15 protein-coding genes are annotated in these 16459 nt (G+C 44.5%); 10 read left to right on the top strand and 5 right to left on the bottom strand.

The features are described 5' to 3' along the window. Positions 1-107 precede the first annotated feature (107 nt). Positions 108-386, bottom strand: coding sequence for a 50S ribosomal protein L25 (gene rplY, locus ACXABW_RS08690; RefSeq protein ID WP_252027406.1), 279 nt, complete (start codon positions 384-386; stop codon positions 108-110). A 330-nt stretch (positions 387-716) separates the two neighbouring features. On the opposite strand from rplY, the gene ACXABW_RS08685 reads away from it, so the two are divergent. The 7 genes from ACXABW_RS08685 to ACXABW_RS08655 all read left to right on the top strand — a co-directional run bounded on the left by ACXABW_RS08685 (position 717) and on the right by ACXABW_RS08655 (position 9327). Beyond that, positions 717-1460, top strand: coding sequence for a glycosyltransferase family 2 protein (locus ACXABW_RS08685; RefSeq protein WP_252027404.1), 744 nt, complete (start codon positions 717-719; stop codon positions 1458-1460). 15 nt (positions 1461-1475) lie between these two features. After that, positions 1476-2768 carry an LssY C-terminal domain-containing protein gene (locus ACXABW_RS08680; RefSeq protein WP_457522198.1) on the top strand — a complete coding sequence of 431 codons (1293 nt, stop codon included), beginning with the start codon at positions 1476-1478 and terminating at the stop codon, positions 2766-2768. 185 nt (positions 2769-2953) lie between these two features. Next, entirely contained in the window at positions 2954-3472 is a 519-nt protein-coding gene (locus tag ACXABW_RS08675; protein WP_252027401.1) for an Hcp family type VI secretion system effector, read from the top strand. Between the two features lie 183 nt (positions 3473-3655). Further along, complete coding sequence (locus tag ACXABW_RS08670; RefSeq protein ID WP_457522197.1) at positions 3656-5707, top strand: type VI secretion system Vgr family protein; 2052 nt, start codon at positions 3656-3658, stop codon at positions 5705-5707. Then, a complete protein-coding gene (locus tag ACXABW_RS08665; RefSeq protein WP_457522196.1) occupies positions 5707-6495 on the top strand; it encodes a DUF4123 domain-containing protein in 789 nt (262 codons plus the stop codon). The genes ACXABW_RS08670 and ACXABW_RS08665 overlap by 1 nt, the downstream gene beginning before the upstream one ends. Further along, a complete protein-coding gene (locus tag ACXABW_RS08660) occupies positions 6492-8597 on the top strand; it encodes a T6SS phospholipase effector Tle1-like catalytic domain-containing protein (RefSeq protein WP_457522195.1) in 2106 nt (701 codons plus the stop codon). The genes ACXABW_RS08665 and ACXABW_RS08660 overlap by 4 nt, the downstream gene beginning before the upstream one ends. Beyond that, entirely contained in the window at positions 8542-9327 is a 786-nt protein-coding gene (locus ACXABW_RS08655; RefSeq protein ID WP_457522193.1) for a DUF2931 family protein, read from the top strand. The genes ACXABW_RS08660 and ACXABW_RS08655 overlap by 56 nt, the downstream gene beginning before the upstream one ends. Before the next feature lie 44 nt (positions 9328-9371). Here the strand turns inward: ACXABW_RS08655 and ACXABW_RS08650 are convergent, their stop codons facing one another. The 4 genes from ACXABW_RS08650 to ACXABW_RS08635 form a co-directional block, all read right to left on the bottom strand. Then, complete coding sequence (locus ACXABW_RS08650) at positions 9372-10712, bottom strand: ATP-binding protein (protein ID WP_457522192.1); 1341 nt, start codon at positions 10710-10712, stop codon at positions 9372-9374. Continuing rightward, on the bottom strand, positions 10702-11361 hold the full coding sequence (locus tag ACXABW_RS08645; RefSeq protein WP_252027391.1) for a response regulator transcription factor: 660 nt from the start codon (positions 11359-11361) through the stop codon (positions 10702-10704). Before ACXABW_RS08645 ends, ACXABW_RS08650 begins: the two co-directional genes overlap by 11 nt. Before the next feature lie 9 nt (positions 11362-11370). Beyond that, the gene (locus tag ACXABW_RS08640) at positions 11371-11769 is read right to left on the bottom strand and encodes a PepSY domain-containing protein (protein WP_457524987.1); all 399 of its coding nucleotides are present in this window, start codon (positions 11767-11769) and stop codon (positions 11371-11373) included. Between the two features lie 122 nt (positions 11770-11891). Beyond that, positions 11892-13628, bottom strand: coding sequence for a DEAD/DEAH box helicase (locus tag ACXABW_RS08635; RefSeq protein ID WP_457522190.1), 1737 nt, complete (start codon positions 13626-13628; stop codon positions 11892-11894). Between the two features lie 73 nt (positions 13629-13701). Between ACXABW_RS08635 and rsuA the strand changes: the two genes are divergently transcribed. The 3 genes from rsuA (at position 13702) to ACXABW_RS08620 (ending at position 16418) form a co-directional block, all read left to right on the top strand. Further along, the gene (gene rsuA / locus ACXABW_RS08630) at positions 13702-14397 is read left to right on the top strand and encodes a 16S rRNA pseudouridine(516) synthase RsuA (protein WP_252027388.1); all 696 of its coding nucleotides are present in this window, start codon (positions 13702-13704) and stop codon (positions 14395-14397) included. Positions 14398-14547: 150 nt separating this feature from the next. Then, the gene (locus ACXABW_RS08625) at positions 14548-15756 is read left to right on the top strand and encodes a Bcr/CflA family multidrug efflux MFS transporter (RefSeq protein WP_252027387.1); all 1209 of its coding nucleotides are present in this window, start codon (positions 14548-14550) and stop codon (positions 15754-15756) included. After that, positions 15756-16418: a DUF2913 family protein gene (locus ACXABW_RS08620; RefSeq protein ID WP_252027386.1), complete on the top strand. Its 663-nt coding sequence runs from the start codon at positions 15756-15758 to the stop codon at positions 16416-16418. The genes ACXABW_RS08625 and ACXABW_RS08620 overlap by 1 nt, the downstream gene beginning before the upstream one ends. Positions 16419-16459: the final 41 nt, after the last annotated feature.

Here is a 16459-nt window from a genome sequence, read left to right as displayed (position 1 = left end):
ATGTTGGTAGCATCGGGGTTTCGAATTTTTAGATGTCTCGGATGGTAAGGCCGATTATCTTATATGCAAAAGGCTGGATTTAATCCAACTAATTCCTTGGTAGGGAATTAGATGCGGATGAAGTCCATGTGCTCAACTTTTGGCTTGAACGCGTGACGTTGAACGTCTTGTGGCTTAACCTTAACTTCTGCGCCGTCAATCACTAGAGTGATTGCTTCGTAGAATGCTGGCTTGTCCATTTGGTTCATCACGTCATCGTGGTTAAGCGCGATAGAAACTGGTGCTGCTTCACCACCGTAAACAACTGCTGGGAATTGGCCAGCGTGACGTAGGCGGCGGCTCGCACCTTTACCTAGCTCAGTACGTACTACTGCTTCAAATTTCATAGTTTTACTCTCAAATTAGTAAAAATTTAAACTATCACATCCACAATGCGACCTTGTGAGATGCTATGTGACTTCAACAAGTAATGGTAGTTACTGTCAAAGCGAGCGCGGATACTATCATTGTCTCCACTTTTCAGCAATAGTTATTGTCTCATCTGCCCGTATTCTAAGCGTTTTTCACCTTTAATCTCTGGTTTCACTTCGTGTGAGCTAATTGCTTGAAAAGTAAGTTATCTGAATGAACTGAAACTGAACACGTTACTCAGAGGGAGTTCAGTCTTACTGCTTTATCTTAATCACACGTTCAGAGATAGGATTAACGGAGCAATTATGAAACCAGTCAGCATTATAGTCATTACATTAAATGAAGAGAACCGTATCGGCCGTTTGATGGAAGACTTAACAAAACAGAGTCACCGAGAGTTTGAAGTGATTGTAGTAGATTCAAACAGTGACGATGCAACTTGTGAAGTCGCATCGGCGTTTAGTGAAAGCCTACCTGCATTAACGGTTCATAAGATGGAAGAGCGAGGAGTAAGTTTAGGCCGCAATACCGGAGCGTCGCTAGCTAAGCACGAACGTTTGCTGTTCCTGGATGCAGATGTAAGGCTATCGAGCGATTTCCTTACCCGAGCAATGAGCCAGCTAGAGAGCAAAAAACTGGAAGTGGCTGGTGTATACATGGGGGCAAAAGAACTTCCTGTTGTTCATAAGTTAGGTTACGGCTTGTTCAACTTAGGTTTGTTCTCAACGCAGTTCTTTTTCCCAACGGCTGTGGGTGCATGTATCTTCTCGACTCAAAGAGTACATAAAGAAATTGGTGGCTTTGATGAACAAATTACGTTGTGTGAAGACTGCAATTATGTGAAGAAAGCCAGTAAGACATGGCGTTACCGATTACTCCCGCTTACGTTTGGATTTGACCCAAGACGATTGGATCAAGATGGGTTATTCGCGATGGGTTGGACGTATCTAAAAGCTAACTTACGCCGATTCTTCTTTGGAGAAATGCGCAATAACGAAATGGAATACAAGTTCGGCCACTACAAAGAACAAACACCTAATTGCCAATAAGCAGGTGGTCTAGTGATGTTTGAAGGAGCAAGCTTATTTATTGGGGCCTTATTGGATGCGCTTATAGGGCCCAATTTATTCGTACCAGGCGAACCGTTTCTTATTGCCGCAGGTTATCAGCTTTATCAAGGCGCTTTGGCGGGCGTGGTGGCGGTGTTGTTTGGTGGTTTCATTGGAGACCAGCTCAGCTATTTGATTGGTCGTAGAGTTGGAAGCAAGTTCCAACGGAAGTTGACGAGGTGGCAGCCTAAAACGCGCCGAGCTTTTGCAAGAGCTAGGTTATTGATGAAACGGCGAGGAAATTATGTTCTTGCATTCTCGCGTTTGCTAGGGCCTGTTGCTTGGGTTGTGCCTTTTGTCGCCGGCATCAATCACGTCACTTGGAAGCGTTTCACCACTTTTTCTTCTATAGGCCTAATTCTGGGCGTAGGGCAGTTTGTCGCTTGGGGTTATTTGATGGCTTATGGCCTAAACAACATCCCTGTACTTAATGAGGTGAAGGTTTTTGTCATTGAACACGCTTACTCACTTTTTGCATTACTATTTTCACTCTGTGTTGCTTATTTGGGGTGGAAAAGAGGCTGGCGATTTCTTGGGGTAAAATCCATAGCAGCACTTCTATTAGCGCTTGTGGTATCCAACTATGGCCACTTCTTCATGCGAGCGGATGATTTGGCTAACGTAGTTCCTGATGGTGCAGCGACGATATCCCTTGATACGATTGAAGCACACCAATATAAAGCCTATCCAGGCAAATCTAATTACTTCAAAGCTCAAGCGGTGAATATTGTTTACGTTGGCGAATCTCCAAAGCCGCTTATGCAAACACTGGGTTGGCTAGAGAATCAAACGTTTTCGCGAAACGACATTGAATTTAACGGTTATATAGAGTTGCTAAAGGGTAAGACTCCACCCGTTTCTGACCTATTTTGGCAGGGGGAACCGCAACATATGGCATTCCAACTGCCTGGTGACTTGTTGAAGCGTAGCCATATAAGATGGTGGTTTGCGGGGGAGGAACAAAAGACTGGGCAAAATATATGGGTGGGTGCCGTCAGTTATGATGATGGTTTAAAGATCACGCCTTATTCGGGGATTATTACTGTGCTGCATCGTATAGATCCGAACGTAGATGTAGAACGTGATGCCATAGCTGAAAACGTGCTCGAAGTAAGTCAGGGCTGGGATGTGGAGTATCTTCACACTGAACGCCCGATCGCTCTAGACGATGGTCATGACTACTATACTGATGGTCGAATTCTTGTGATTTCGGACTCTATGACGTTACATGCAGCGAATCGAACCTAATTCGAAACCTTGCCTACAAGTAATAAACCGCCTAATTGCGAGCAAAACCTTGCTTGTGATTATGGTTTTGTAAATATAACTAACTGTTTTTATATGGTGTTTTTCGTGGCATCAACCTTGCTCTTACTAGCTCGTTTTACACAAAACCAACTAGTAGTAATCATTATTTAAGTAAGGAAAATGCAATGCCAACTCCATGTTATATCTCTATCGAAGGTGAATCTCAGGGTCTAATCACTGCTGGTGCATGTACTTCAGATTCAATTGGCGATTCATTCGTTGAAGGCCACGAAGATGAGATGCTAGTACAAGAGTTTGATCACGTGATCACAGTACCGACTGATCCTCAATCTGGGCAGCCATCAGGTCAGCGTGTTCACAAGCCGTTTAAATTCACAGTAGCGCTAAACAAAGCAGTTCCACTGCTTTACAACGCACTTTCTTCTGGTGAGAAGATGAAAACTATCGAGCTGAAGTGGTACCGCACTTCTATCGAAGGTAAGCAAGAAAACTTCTTCACGACCAAACTAGAGAGTGCGTCTATCGTTGATATTCAATGTGAAATGCCTCACTGCCAAGATCCAGCTAACTCAGATTTTACTCAAAACGTAACTGTTTCAATGTCTTACCGTAAGATTACTTGGGACCACGTAAATGCAGGAACATCTGGTGCTGATGACTGGCGTAAACCAGTAGAAGCATAATTCTGCATGCTGCCCATTCGCCATTAGGCAGTGGGCAGTTTTTCAAAGCCTTAAGCCAGAGACATACATCAGTGTTTCTAGCTTAAGGTTTTGGCGTTTGTAGCGGTTAGCATTGGGAGCTCGGATCCGCTCAAGCACAGGTTTAGGTAGACAACCCGGGGATAGCGGGTTTGAGGGCGTAAGATGGCAACATTGCGATACAGTATCAGCGTTGAAGGACAAAGCGAGGAGCTATTCGTTGTCCGAGAGTTCGATGCACACGAGTCATTATCCTCGATTCAAATTAGTGAGGGCGTGCAATGTCACGGGTATAGATACGATGTTGCTCTTGCTAGCCGGCTGCACACTGTTACAGCGGAGCAGATCGTCGATAAGAACGTTGAGCTCAGTATGTTTAGAAATGGTGAGCGAGTTCGTACCGTGCATGGAATTGTACGTTCATTCAGCAAAGGCGATACAGGCCATAGCTACACCTTTTATTCGTTGGTATTGGTTCCCGCTATAGAACGCCTATCTTTGCGCCATAACAGTCGAACTTTCCAACAACACAGTGCCGCAGATATCATTTCCGTTCTGCTTCAAGAAAATGGCATCGACAACTATTCATTTGCGCTAAAACGGGAGCTCACCCAACGAGAGTTCTGCATTCAATATAGAGAAACGGATCTAGCATTCATTGAGCGTTTAGCGGCGGAAGAAGGACTAACGTACAGTTTTATCCATGAACAAGGTAAACACACGGTCATTTTCAGCGATGCGTCGGATAGCTTGCCACTGCTAGGTGAGCCCGTTACTTACAACAATATTTCCGGTGGTATAGCAGAAGACGCATACATATGTGGTTTAACTGAGCGTAAACAAAGCGATGTATGCCATTCGGCACTGAGTGATTACAGTTTCAAAAAAACAGAGTACTTATTTGCCCAAACGCTAAGCGTGGCAGGGGACACGGCCGTGCAGTACGAGCACTATGATTTTCCAGGCCGATTCAAAGATGATGAGACGGGAAGTGCGTTTAATGACATACGCTTACAGGCTTTGAGGCGCAACGCACACATTGCTTTAGCAAAAGGTGATCATCAGTCATTGCAGGCTGGAATTAACTTTACGTTGATGGACCACCTCAACCCAGACATGAACCGACACTGGTTGGTGGTGAGTTTAGTGTCTAGAGGAGAGCAGCCGCAAGCATTAGAGGAAGAAGCTGGCGCTGGCGCTGGCGCAACGACCTTTAAAAGTGATCTAACGCTGATCCCAACAACCAACAACTGGCAAGCGGAACCTCAACCCAAACCTAAAGTGGATGGACCTTGTGTGGCAACTGTCGTAGGGCCGCTTGGAGAAGAAATATTTTGTGATGAACATGGTCGCGTTAAATTGCACTTCCCATGGGATCGCTACTCCAACAGTGATGAACACAGTTCGTGTTGGATTCGAGTATCTCAAGGCTGGGCCGGTGCTCAGTATGGGATGATGGCGCTGCCGAGGATCGGCCAAGAAGTGATTGTTTCCTTTCTCAATGGCGACCCTGACCAACCTATCGTAACGGGAAGAAGTTATCACGCTCAAAACCGTCTTCCATATTCGGTGCCGGACCATAAGACTAAAACGGTGATGCGCAGTAAAACTCATCAAGGAGAAGGGTTTAATGAACTAAGCTTCGAAGACCTTGCTGGTGAAGAACAGGTATATCTACATGCGCAAAAAGATCTCAATTGCGCGATCAATAACGATAGCACCACGCACGTTCTTCACGATCACCATACCCTTGTTGAAAGTAACCAATTTAAGCAAATCACCGTTAACCAGCACAGCACAACTACTGGTGAAAGTCGATTGGCTGTAAAAGGGAACAAAGTTGACATCAACCACGCCAGTATCCAACAACAAGTGGCTAATAAGTATGTCGCTCAAGTAGGAAGAGAAGTTCACCTAAAAAGCGGTGCGAAAGTTGTGATTGAAGCGGGCGCAGAGATCACCCTGAAAGCTGGCGGCAGTTTTGTCAAAGTGGACGGTTCGGGGGTTCATTTGGTCGGCCCTGCTATCAATCTAAATGCGGGTGGAAGTGCCGGGCAGGGTAGTGGATTCCAAGGTGACATCGCAGAACTGCCGGGTGGAGTGGAATCACCATTACCACCAGGAGTACCAAAAACGGTGTCCTACCAAGCGTTGTTGAAAGCGGAGCAGCTAGGTTCCCCAGCTGTACCAGTTTGCCCACTGTCGGAGGAATCCTAATGCTTGGAACGTGGTTAAACGATAATACAGCGTCGAAATATTGGTTGGTTGATGCAAGCACTTACAACACAGCTATCAAAAAGAATGAAGGGTTTGCATTCGATGAGGCTATTCCCCTGTTTAAAGGAGCGCTATTTGCGTCGGTTCAATCTTTGAGCCCTTGGTTAATACCTTATGATGACGAAGTATCTCAGCTACCAGAAGAATTAGTCTCGTTAGGTATAGGATTGGCGTCAGAGGAAAATCCTCAGTCGGTAAGCCTGCATCTACAAAGCTTGTTAATTGCTTCGTTAGATGGGGTAGAAACTATGTTTCGTTTTTACGACCGCACAGTGTTGACCAAGATGCTAGCGACTATGGAGCAGTCAGAGATTAATACTCTGCTGGGTTGTATCAGCTCGGTGGCAGTCGTTGAAGATGATCAACTCATCGTGTACGAAAACAAATCTCAGCATGAGTATGTATTCACTCCTGACACATGGTGGAAGATTAAGCCTCACCATTTAGCTCCTCTCTACGATGTGGCTTCCCACGTTCATTCTATTGAGCGGCGCTGCTGGGAATTGATACCCAATATGCTAGCGATGCTCACCGACGTTCATCAAACTATTTCTTCTGCGGTGCATAAAGGCATCAAGCGAACAGGCTCACCTGAAGAAGCAGAAAAGTATGCTCTTATTGCGATCGCTGATGAATCAGGTACTCACCTTAGTGAACTATCGCAACCTTTTCATTTAACTTTTGATGAACTCAAAGCTCTCGAGACTATTAAGGAGAATCAGGCATGAGTGGCAGTGCGATTGGTGCAAGCCCATACTGTGCGCCTTGTGAAAATATGACGCATTGGATAGAGATTGTCGTTAGGGATGAATTTAATCAGCCTTTTGAGAATGTGTCAGGAATTTTAAAAGATGCTTGTGACAATGAATTCCCAGTCGTGTTAGGGGAAGCTCCGATTTTACTTACGAACCTAGCAAGTGGTCCTGTGACCCTTCTTTTTGACAGCAATGAATGGCTAAAGGAGTCGCAATCAGATACACACAAACCCAATAAGGACGGAGAACCTACTTTAGACTACTCGAAAAGCTACAAGGACCATATTGGAGGGGCTCCTGAATACTTCAATGTCACAGCGGGTGATCTCACGACGCTAACTGATGACCAAGAGTTACCACTTCGTCATCAAAAAGGCCAGGCAGATAACCTAAAGCTAATCTCAGATAATAGTTATGTACTGAACGTTCGTGGGTTTAACTTTATTACGCTTCGAGTAGGTATGTTTTTTGATGGGACCGCTAACAATACTTACAGCGCTCAATGGGGTAAGCAGCAGTTGGATAGCTACTACCAAACGTGGAATCAAAAGTATCAAGTCGATTGTGAAATCATTTCGAAAAAGACTGGGATTCCTAAAGATCAAATTCCTGTGACGGAATTATCGGATGAGTGTTTTGAATTTCCTAAAGAAGACAATTTTTTAATCAAATTGATTAAGAATGACGACGGTGAAATTGAAACTGTTGAGGGGAGTGCTGCTAATGAAATTACGAATGTTCAGAAACTATTTAGTCGGTATGTTGTTAGTGACAATGACGAAGGTGAATTGCTGACCTACGCAGAGTATATCAGTGGTATTGGAACAGGAAATACTACTGATATTGCACCAGCAGAAGAGTCGCTATGGGGGCAAGGTACCGGTACTGGAAAGTACGGAGTGACCGATAAAGTTGATACGGCTATTGAACAACTGCTAAGTCGGATGAGAAACATTGGGTCAACCATGTCAATGTATGCGGATGGTTTTAGAAAGTTGCAGTTCGATGTTTTTGGATTTAGTAGAGGTGCTGCAGCTGCAAGGCATTTTATTAATGTTGTCCTTTCAGGAAAGGAAGGACAATTCGCTGTATCATTTGTCGAAGCTTGTAAGCAAAATAAAATTGCGTTGACAGAAGACTTTGATTGGGAGGAAAACTCTTGTTGTGAGATAACGTTTGCTGGACTTTTTGATACTGTCGCGTCAATAGTCAGTTTAGTATCATTGGACTCTAAGACTATCTTAGACTTTGATGTGTCAACACACCATAACAATGGAGATGTTAAACTTTGGCTTGACCCGAGTCGCGTGCGACAAGCTGTGCATTTAACTGCTGATCCTACTATAGAGTGTCGTTACAACTTTAGTCTTAATCACATCAACTCAGCCCCAAACTTTTTGGAGTTAGTCCTTCCAGGTTCGCACTCTGATCTCGGAGGAGGCTATCACTCCAGTTTGTCTTTTAGCCAGGAGAACAAAGACTATCTTTTACCCCTGCTTGAAAAAAAGCTAATTAAGAGGGTTTCTCGCAGCTATATGAGCTCTCAGGACAGAAATAAAGCCTTTGATGATATTAATAGAGAGTTGAATGAGGCCATGTCGTTAGATCAGAAAACTGGATGGGGGTTAAACAATTATGTAATGCCACCCATTCTCGTTCGAAAAACTGGTAATGATAGTGAGTTAGCGATAGGAACGCTTTATCTAAAACGTAGAGTAGAAGGCGATATGTCAAGACTTTACTTGAGAATGATGTATGGTTTGGCAGAGTTTCATGGTGTACCTCTAGATGATGATGAAGGTTACCTTTGGAGGGATGAGCACTTGTTTAAAGTGGATGATTATGTTGGTTTAGCTAGCTTCAAAGCACTCAATGAGGAAGTATTGAAAAGAGCGAAATTGGGAGAGTATGAAGCCATTCTAAATACACTATCAAACGTGGAATTGAGAGAACAATTGTTCAAGGCTAATTTGTTTCATCATTCTTCAGATGATAGTTTTGCATTTAGGCCGCTCTATAATGAAGAAGAAGGTTGCTATAAAAGAGCAAGTTACATGTGTGAAAAGGAAAATTAAAGTGCATTCGAGAATCGCTTACGTAGTTTTACTCACCCTATTGTTCGCCTATTCTGCTCATGGTAATGAAGTCCGATTGGACTGGAAAGTCAGTATTGCAGCCCCAGCATTTTATCCAGTAAAGGTAACTAAAGGGTTCGGCGTTAACGAAGAAAATGATTGGACGTCCCCTCTTCATGAGTTTTCTCAGTTTATGAGGGTTACGGCACTGGATAATATAGTCAATAGATTCCCCAGCTACGATGGATTTGGTGTACCTATTCATAACGAGACAATGCTTCGTAGTCGACAAGTAGTTCCAGAAAGTCAACTTCCCGAAAAGATCTATTTGTTTTGGACGTCTCTTGCTAATAATAGGTTTTATGCGACGGAGTTTATTGTAAGCGTGAAAGTAAAGAAATATGTATTAGATACGCGCTCTTATGTACGAGGAGATGGCGCTATAATTGAAGATTGTAATACTGATGAAATTGTATTTGGTCTTCTACCTAATGGTAATGCCAAAGTTTATCTCAGAGGGTGTGGTGAACTTATCTATGTAACTGAGTTGTTACCTAGTGAAATTTTGGAAAAAGATGGAAATGGATTTGGTGTTGAAGAGTATTTGCAGAGTTCATATTTTAGTCGTATTCATAGGCGGGCTGAAGACGCCGGAGCGACGATAGACCCGATCCCATGGGATAAGGTAAATCGAGTCTATGCAAACCAAGAAATAAAGACCTTAAATTGATAAAATGCCTGACGAAAGTCAGGCGTTTTTGTTTGTGATCTTGCCTATGAGTGCTTAAGCCTAAGCTGTGCTTTCAAACCTCCCATTGGGCTTGGATGCAACGTTAAAGCTCCTCGATAGCTGTGGGCCATTTCACTAACGATATTTAACCCTAACCCTGTTCCAGGTGTCGTTTCATCTAGTCGCACGCCTCGGCGAATTGCAGAGTCTAAATCTTGTTCTGGGATTCCAGGGCCATCGTCTTCAATGTTGATAATGATGTCGCCATTTTCTGAGGTAGTGGAATGAACACGAATGATTGAACTCGCCCATTTGTATCCGTTCTCAAGCAAGTTTCCAACCATTTCATCTAAATCGGTAGGGTCGACGGCTACTTCAAGTTCCGAATCTAATTCATTGATTAAGACGACTTCTCTTTCCGCGTAGACTTTATCAAATGCCATAGAGATAGCGTCAATGCGCTCACTTGGGTTAGATTTCACCGATAGAATGTTCATTGAACCCGCCATTCTCGCTCTGCCGAGGTGGTAATCAATCTGAGTCTGGATCTGATCGACGGGAGTGAACAAACGTTTCTGATCCTCTATATCAAGTGTTGATATTTCGTTCTTGAGCACGGAAAGTGGCGTTTTTAGAGCATGTGAAAGGTTTCCACCATGGTGCCTTGCCCGAGCTAGAAGCTCTTGGTAGTGGAAGAGTAGAGCATTGAGGTCAGATACCACAGGGGAGACTTCTTTAGGGTACTCAGAACTAAGTGCGTCTTGCTTGCCTGCTTTCAAAGCTGCCAGTTCGCGTTGCATCTTTCCTAGTGGACGTAGAGACCAACTGACTTGCAAGCCAATTAAGATAAGTACGCCACTAAAGAGCAGGCCTAGAATGATCCATAGCTGTCCAATAATGTCCGTTAAGGTGTGTTCAAGTGGGTCTTCGTCTAAGCCGATAATCACTTCAACGGGTTTGGAGAACTCAGGTAGATAGATGGTTTGAGAAATGTAGATGAGCTTTTCATCTTTGGCACCACGAACGGTTTTGATAGGGCCTTTCTTTTCTAACTTAAGATCTCTGTCCCATAGAGAGCGAGAACGTAACGTTTGTTCGCCACTTTTCGCTGCCCAATATAAGCCGCTGTATGGTTGGTTGAATCGTGGGTCCGAAAGACGGCTCGTCAGTGCCAGTTGTCCATTTTGGTCAGCCTCGACATTGGCTGTGATTTCATCCATTGCCAGTCGAAGTTGACTTTTTACATCGCCCACTAAGTAGTCGTTGACCAGGCTAGGTATGATAATGCCAGCGGCCAAAATCATCGCGCTTAACCACAGAGAAGCCGCGAGTAACAAGCGGCTTTTCAAGCTCAAACGTTTGATGTAAGACACCTTAGTTAGCATTAAGTTGGTACCCCAAACCTCGTACCGTTTTAATTACCTTGGGTGCGATTTTTTTACGGATCCGACCGATGAATACTTCAATGGTGTTGGAATCGCGGTCGAAGTCCTGTTTATAGATGTGCTCTACAAGTTCAGTTCGAGAGATGACCTTTTCTGGGTTATGCATAAAGTAGGCAACGACTTTGTATTCTAGCGCAGTAAGGCTTACCGCTTGGCCTTGCCACATTACTTTCGAGGTACGTGTATCTAAGCTGAGATCGCCAATTTGCATCACTGGAGAAGCATTTCCAGAAGCACGGCGCAGCTGCGCACGGATTCGAGCAATGAGTTCGACCATTTCAAAAGGTTTAGTTAGATAATCATCAGCGCCCGCATTTAACCCCTCAACACGCTGGGTCAGTGTGTCGCGTGCACTAAGGATGACGACAGGGGTATTGATGTTTTCATCTCGAATCCCTTTTAACACGGTTAATCCATCGAGTTTTGGCAAGCCTAAATCGAGTACGATGACGTCCCACTCTTCAGATGTCGCTCTGTATAACGCATCGATGCCGTCTTGAGAGAGCTCTGGCACCCAGCCTGTTTGCTCAAGGGTTTCAATGATCTGTTCGCCAAGTCTTGGGTCGTCTTCTACTACGAGTATTTTCATTATTGGTCTCTACTTTTTGATGACTTCGAGTAAGTTACGGCCTTTGATCTCGACCATTTCTAGAGTGGCTGCGTTGTATTCCACTTTAATAACGTTGTTTTCATGAACTAATTTAAGTTCATAAAACCACTCGTCGTCATCTTCTTCTAACTCAACTTTGATCACGCGCCCATTCAATTCACGATCGATCGTCTCATAGAGTTCAGAAAAGGGTTTAATAAGGCCATTTTGCACAGCTTCATAAACTTCATCTTGGTCTTCATCAATTTCGATGCTCGCGCCTGCTTTGTATGCATCTTGAACCAGTTCATGGCCATCATGGTCGTGGTTTTTTGCATAGGCAGGAAGCGATGACAAACTAAAGATACTGACGCTAGCGAGTAGTGCGGCTAACGTGAGTTTACCCATTGTCTTTGACTGTGTGAGCTGCATAGTGAAACCTTTCTTTCAGTGATAGCAACAGTATAAGTAAATGAACATGAATAGAAAGTGAACCAAAGCACCTGTGCTGATATCGGGAGAAACAGAGTTTACTTCAGTTCATCTTCAAAAATTTTGTCGCGCATTTTCCAAAAACGTCCGACTTTTCGGGCAATAACAAATTGCGGAGGGCGAAATCGATGCTGATTCGCCACAACCTTGGTTGGTGAGGCGCCCTCAAATGGACGATGCCGATCCGCTAGGTGTGGGCGAACAAATTGATCTTTGAAGTTTTGCTTTTGTTTTTTGGTGGTGAGAGACCAAAACTCGTGAACTTGCGCTTGGTTTTCACCTAAGAAGGTGACTTTAAGTTGAGATTTCCCTTCTTGAGATTTGTGGACGGAGAGTTGCATATCGGTGCACTCAAAGACTAACGCGTCTTTCAGGTTTAACGCCTCTTTAAGCTTTTTGTCTGGGTCGACCAATGTCGCATCACATTCATGGCAGATACGAGCAGCAATGTCGTTGTCAGCACCACATTCATTGCAGTACTTCGCACGAAAGCGATAACCACAATGTTCACGTTCTTCTGTTTCTTCATCGACGAAGAACCCTTGGCAGCGGCGCCCAAAGTGCTCTAGCAGGAAACCATTAGAATCCAGCTTACCCCAGAAGTTGTTGTTAAACCCGCAAGCTGGGCAGGGGATGGTTATGATTTCGCTATCCGAATCTGGCTTTGGATCTCCGACTTCGGGTTGGTAAAGGTCGTAGCTGTTGCCAGCATAATCTAATACCAAACACTCAGACTTTCCTGGAGAAAGCCTTAATCCACGCCCAACGATTTGTTGGTAAAGACTGATTGACTCGGTTGGCCTCAAGATTGCGATCAGATCAACATGAGGGGCGTCAAAGCCTGTGGTTAGTACCGATACATTAACGAGAAATTTAATCTCTCGATTTTTGAAGCGAGTAATGATGTCGTCCCGCTCTTGAGTGGGAGTATCTCCAATCACAATGGCTGACTGTTCACTCGGTAGTAAGCCTAGAATCTCCTGAGCGTGACGAACAGTCGCAGCAAAAATCATGACACCTAATTTATCTTGAGCGAGATGGTGGATCTGGTCGACGATTTGAGGTGTTGCACGCTTCGCTTTGTCGATAACCATGTCCAATTCGGCTTCTTTGTATCGGCCGGTGCTCGCGGGTTTTATTTGCGAAAAATCGTAGGACAGCACGGGCGCGTCCATCATTCTGGCTGGGGTTAGAAAGTTTTCGTCTAGCAGATAGCGGATTGGTAGCTCAAAAATACAGTCGCGAAAGAAACGGGGCTCTTCGCTGCGTACTTGCCCGCGAGTGTGGTACTGGTATATCCATCCCATGCCAAGTCGATAAGGTGTTGCTGTTAACCCTAGGACTTTAATTCCGGGGTTCAGCTCTCTTAAATGTGTGATGACTTTCTGATAGCTGCTGTTCTTCTCGTCTGGAACTCTATGACATTCATCGATAACCAAAAGTGAAAATTGATTCTTAAATTCGTCTAGGTTACGAACGACCGACTGGACTGATGCAAATACAACTTGTTGGTCGGTTTCTTTTCTACCTAAACCCGCGGAATAGATCGAGCCCTTGAGTCCATACCCCTCGTACTTAGCATGATTCTGCTCGACCAACTCTTTTACGTGGGCCAACACCAGCACGCGACCTTTGGCTAGGCGAGCCAGTTCGGCTATGACTAAGCTTTTACCTGCTCCGGTTGGTAGGACAATAACCGAAGGTGTGGAGTGCTTTCTAAAGTAGTGAATAACTGCTTTAACAGAATCGGCTTGGTAGGGGCGTAATGTGTACATGAAATATGTGAAATAGCTCAACTATTACGAGAAAGAAGACTATAATACCCGACTTAAGAAAGATGAGGTATTCATGCGTTTAGATAAATTTTTGTGTGATGCACTGGGTGCAACACGAAAAGAAGCCACCAAGATATTGAAAACAGGCACAGTGACCGTTAATGACACTGTAGTGAAAAGCGGTGCAACTAAAGTGACTGAAGAGTGTGAGGTAGTGTGGCAAGGTAATCAACTTAGAGTTCAAGGGCCACGTTACATCATGCTGTATAAGCCTGAAGGCTTCGTATGCTCGCATGAAGATAGCTCAAATCGCATCGTATTCGACTTGCTCGACGAAATTAAAATGGATCAGCTGCATATTGCTGGTCGTTTGGATGTTGATACAACAGGCTTAGTTTTGATTACCGATGACGGTCAATGGTCACATCGAATTACTTCTCCGAAGCACAAGTGTGAAAAAACTTACCGCGTTTGGTTAGTCGACCCGGTTGAAGATGACTATGTTGAAAAATTCAAGCAAGGTATTCAACTAAAGAGTGAAACCAATTTAACGCTTCCTGCGCACTTAGAAGTGAGAGCAGATCGCGAAGTACTGCTTACCATTCACGAAGGTAAATATCACCAAGTGAAGCGTATGTTTGCAGCGCTAGGCAATAAAGTGGAAGCCCTTCACCGCGAACGTATCGGTGAGATCGAGATGGATGAATCTCTGGAGTTGGGCGAGTACCGCTATTTGACTGAAGACGAAGTGAATTCTATTTGGAAATAATTCTCTAACTGGGAAATAGTTTATTTCCTATCAAGACCTAGTCTTTTACCGAAGTATCAATGAAGATGGTTCGGATATTATATCTAACTTCTTCCGATTTGGTTGCAGCACGGAAGCTGCAACACAGTCCGCAACCAATTTGGGAACTTCATGACAGAGAAAACTCTTTCACAAGCATCAACCGCACCACAAATCGGCTTCATCTTATTTGCGGTATTGGGTGCGATAGGGGCATTGACGCCTCTTGCTATCGACATGTACTTACCTGCAATGCCGGATATCGCTAATGATCTCGGTGTGACTGCGGGTGATGTTCAGTTCACTTTAACGGCTTATACGGCTGGTTTCGCTATTGGGCAGTTATTGCATGGCCCACTCGCTGACAGTTTTGGTCGCCGACCAATACTGCTTCTAGGGGTATTCTTCTTTGCTATAGCAGCGGTGTTTAGCGCGACGACAACAGGCATTGATTCACTAACTTACATTCGCTTTGCTCAGGGCTTCGCTGGCGCGGCAGCAGCTGTGGTTATTCAAGCTTTGGTTCGCGATATGTTCGATCGCGAAGATTTTGCTCGTGCGATGTCTTTTGTCACTCTAGTGATGACCGTTGCCCCACTGGTGGCCCCAATGATTGGCGGGCACTTAGCGATTTGGTTTGGTTGGCGTTCTATTTTTTGGGTATTGGCCATTTTTGCGGTGGTAGTGATCGCTTTAGTGATGTGGCGTATTCCTGAAACGCTAAGTGCCGACAAGCGTCAGCCTTTACGTTTAGGTACTACATTGCGTAACTATGCAGGCTTGTTTAAAAATCCAGTAGCGATGGGGCTAATTTTCTCTGGAGCCTTTTCGTTTGCTGGGATGTTTGCATTTTTAACTGCTGGCGCTTTCGTCTATATCGATATTTTCGGCGTTAGACCTGATCAATTCGGTTATTTATTTGGGCTTAATATCGTTGCCATGTTTATCATGACAACGATTAACGGACGACTGGTTAAAAAAGTCGGCTCCCATACGATGCTTCGCTTTGGGTTGCTGGTTCAGTTGGTTGCCGGCATAGGCTTGGTCGCTGGTTGGGTGTTGGATATGGGGCTCTGGGGCACCGTACCTTTTGTGGTTCTATTTATCGGCACCATCTCTACTATTGGTAGTAATACAATGGGTCTACTCTTAAGTGGATATCCAACAATGGCTGGTACCGCTTCATCGCTTGCGGGAACATTACGTTTTGGCACAGGTTCTTTGATGGGGGCTGTAGTCGCAGCGATGCCAGGTGGTGAAACTTGGCCGATGGTTTTTGTAATGGCAGCGTGCGCAGTGCTGTCGATTGGTTTCTATTGGACATTAGGAAGAAAAGCATAGTGTCAAACTACACTGTTGAGATTCAAAGGCTAGTGAATACCGCGCTGGCTGAAATGGATGCAGAACATAAGACGGGTAAACTGGCCAACGCGCCAGTGGCAAACAATCACTTTTTGGTTCGTTGGGTTACTAAAGCACTGAAAGGTCAACGTTTTCCTCGTGTTGTGGGGGATGATCTGACTCGCTGGCAAAAAGCAGGGCGTTCGAAAGGTAATGACGCTGGGTTGTTGTTCACGTTCAAGCGTATTTCCGCATTTTATGCAAAGTTTTTCTCTGCAGAAGGGGAGAGTAAAGAGCTAAAAGACAGTGATATTGAATCCTTCTTAGATAAGATGATTGAAGACGGCTGGGACGTATCTACAGCTGAGCCTTTGGTCGATTGTGGAAAGGTGCAGTTCTTTACCGAGGGACTTAACTCACTGGCGTTGTGTGCAAACCAATGCGATGCATGTTTTGACGGTGAGCTGTTAGTAAAACCAATGAGTTGGTTTGTTCGTGGCAATCACGCAGAGTTTGTTGAAAAGGCGAGTAATGCGGGCTTTATGGTACACAAAGTGACGGATTATAAATCTTCGGTTAAATACCACGGTGAATACTTAATATTCCCTAGCAACCAAGGTAATCAACTTGCAGAGATCCCGCTCTCGTTTATAGCGGACTAAGAATGTGATTTAAAAGGCTCAAATCTACAAATAGATATGAG

It is taken from the genome of Vibrio paucivorans (assembly GCF_054053395.1).
The sequence above is the reverse complement of the archived record's forward strand: the minus strand, read 5'-3'. Positions and strand labels throughout refer to the sequence as shown.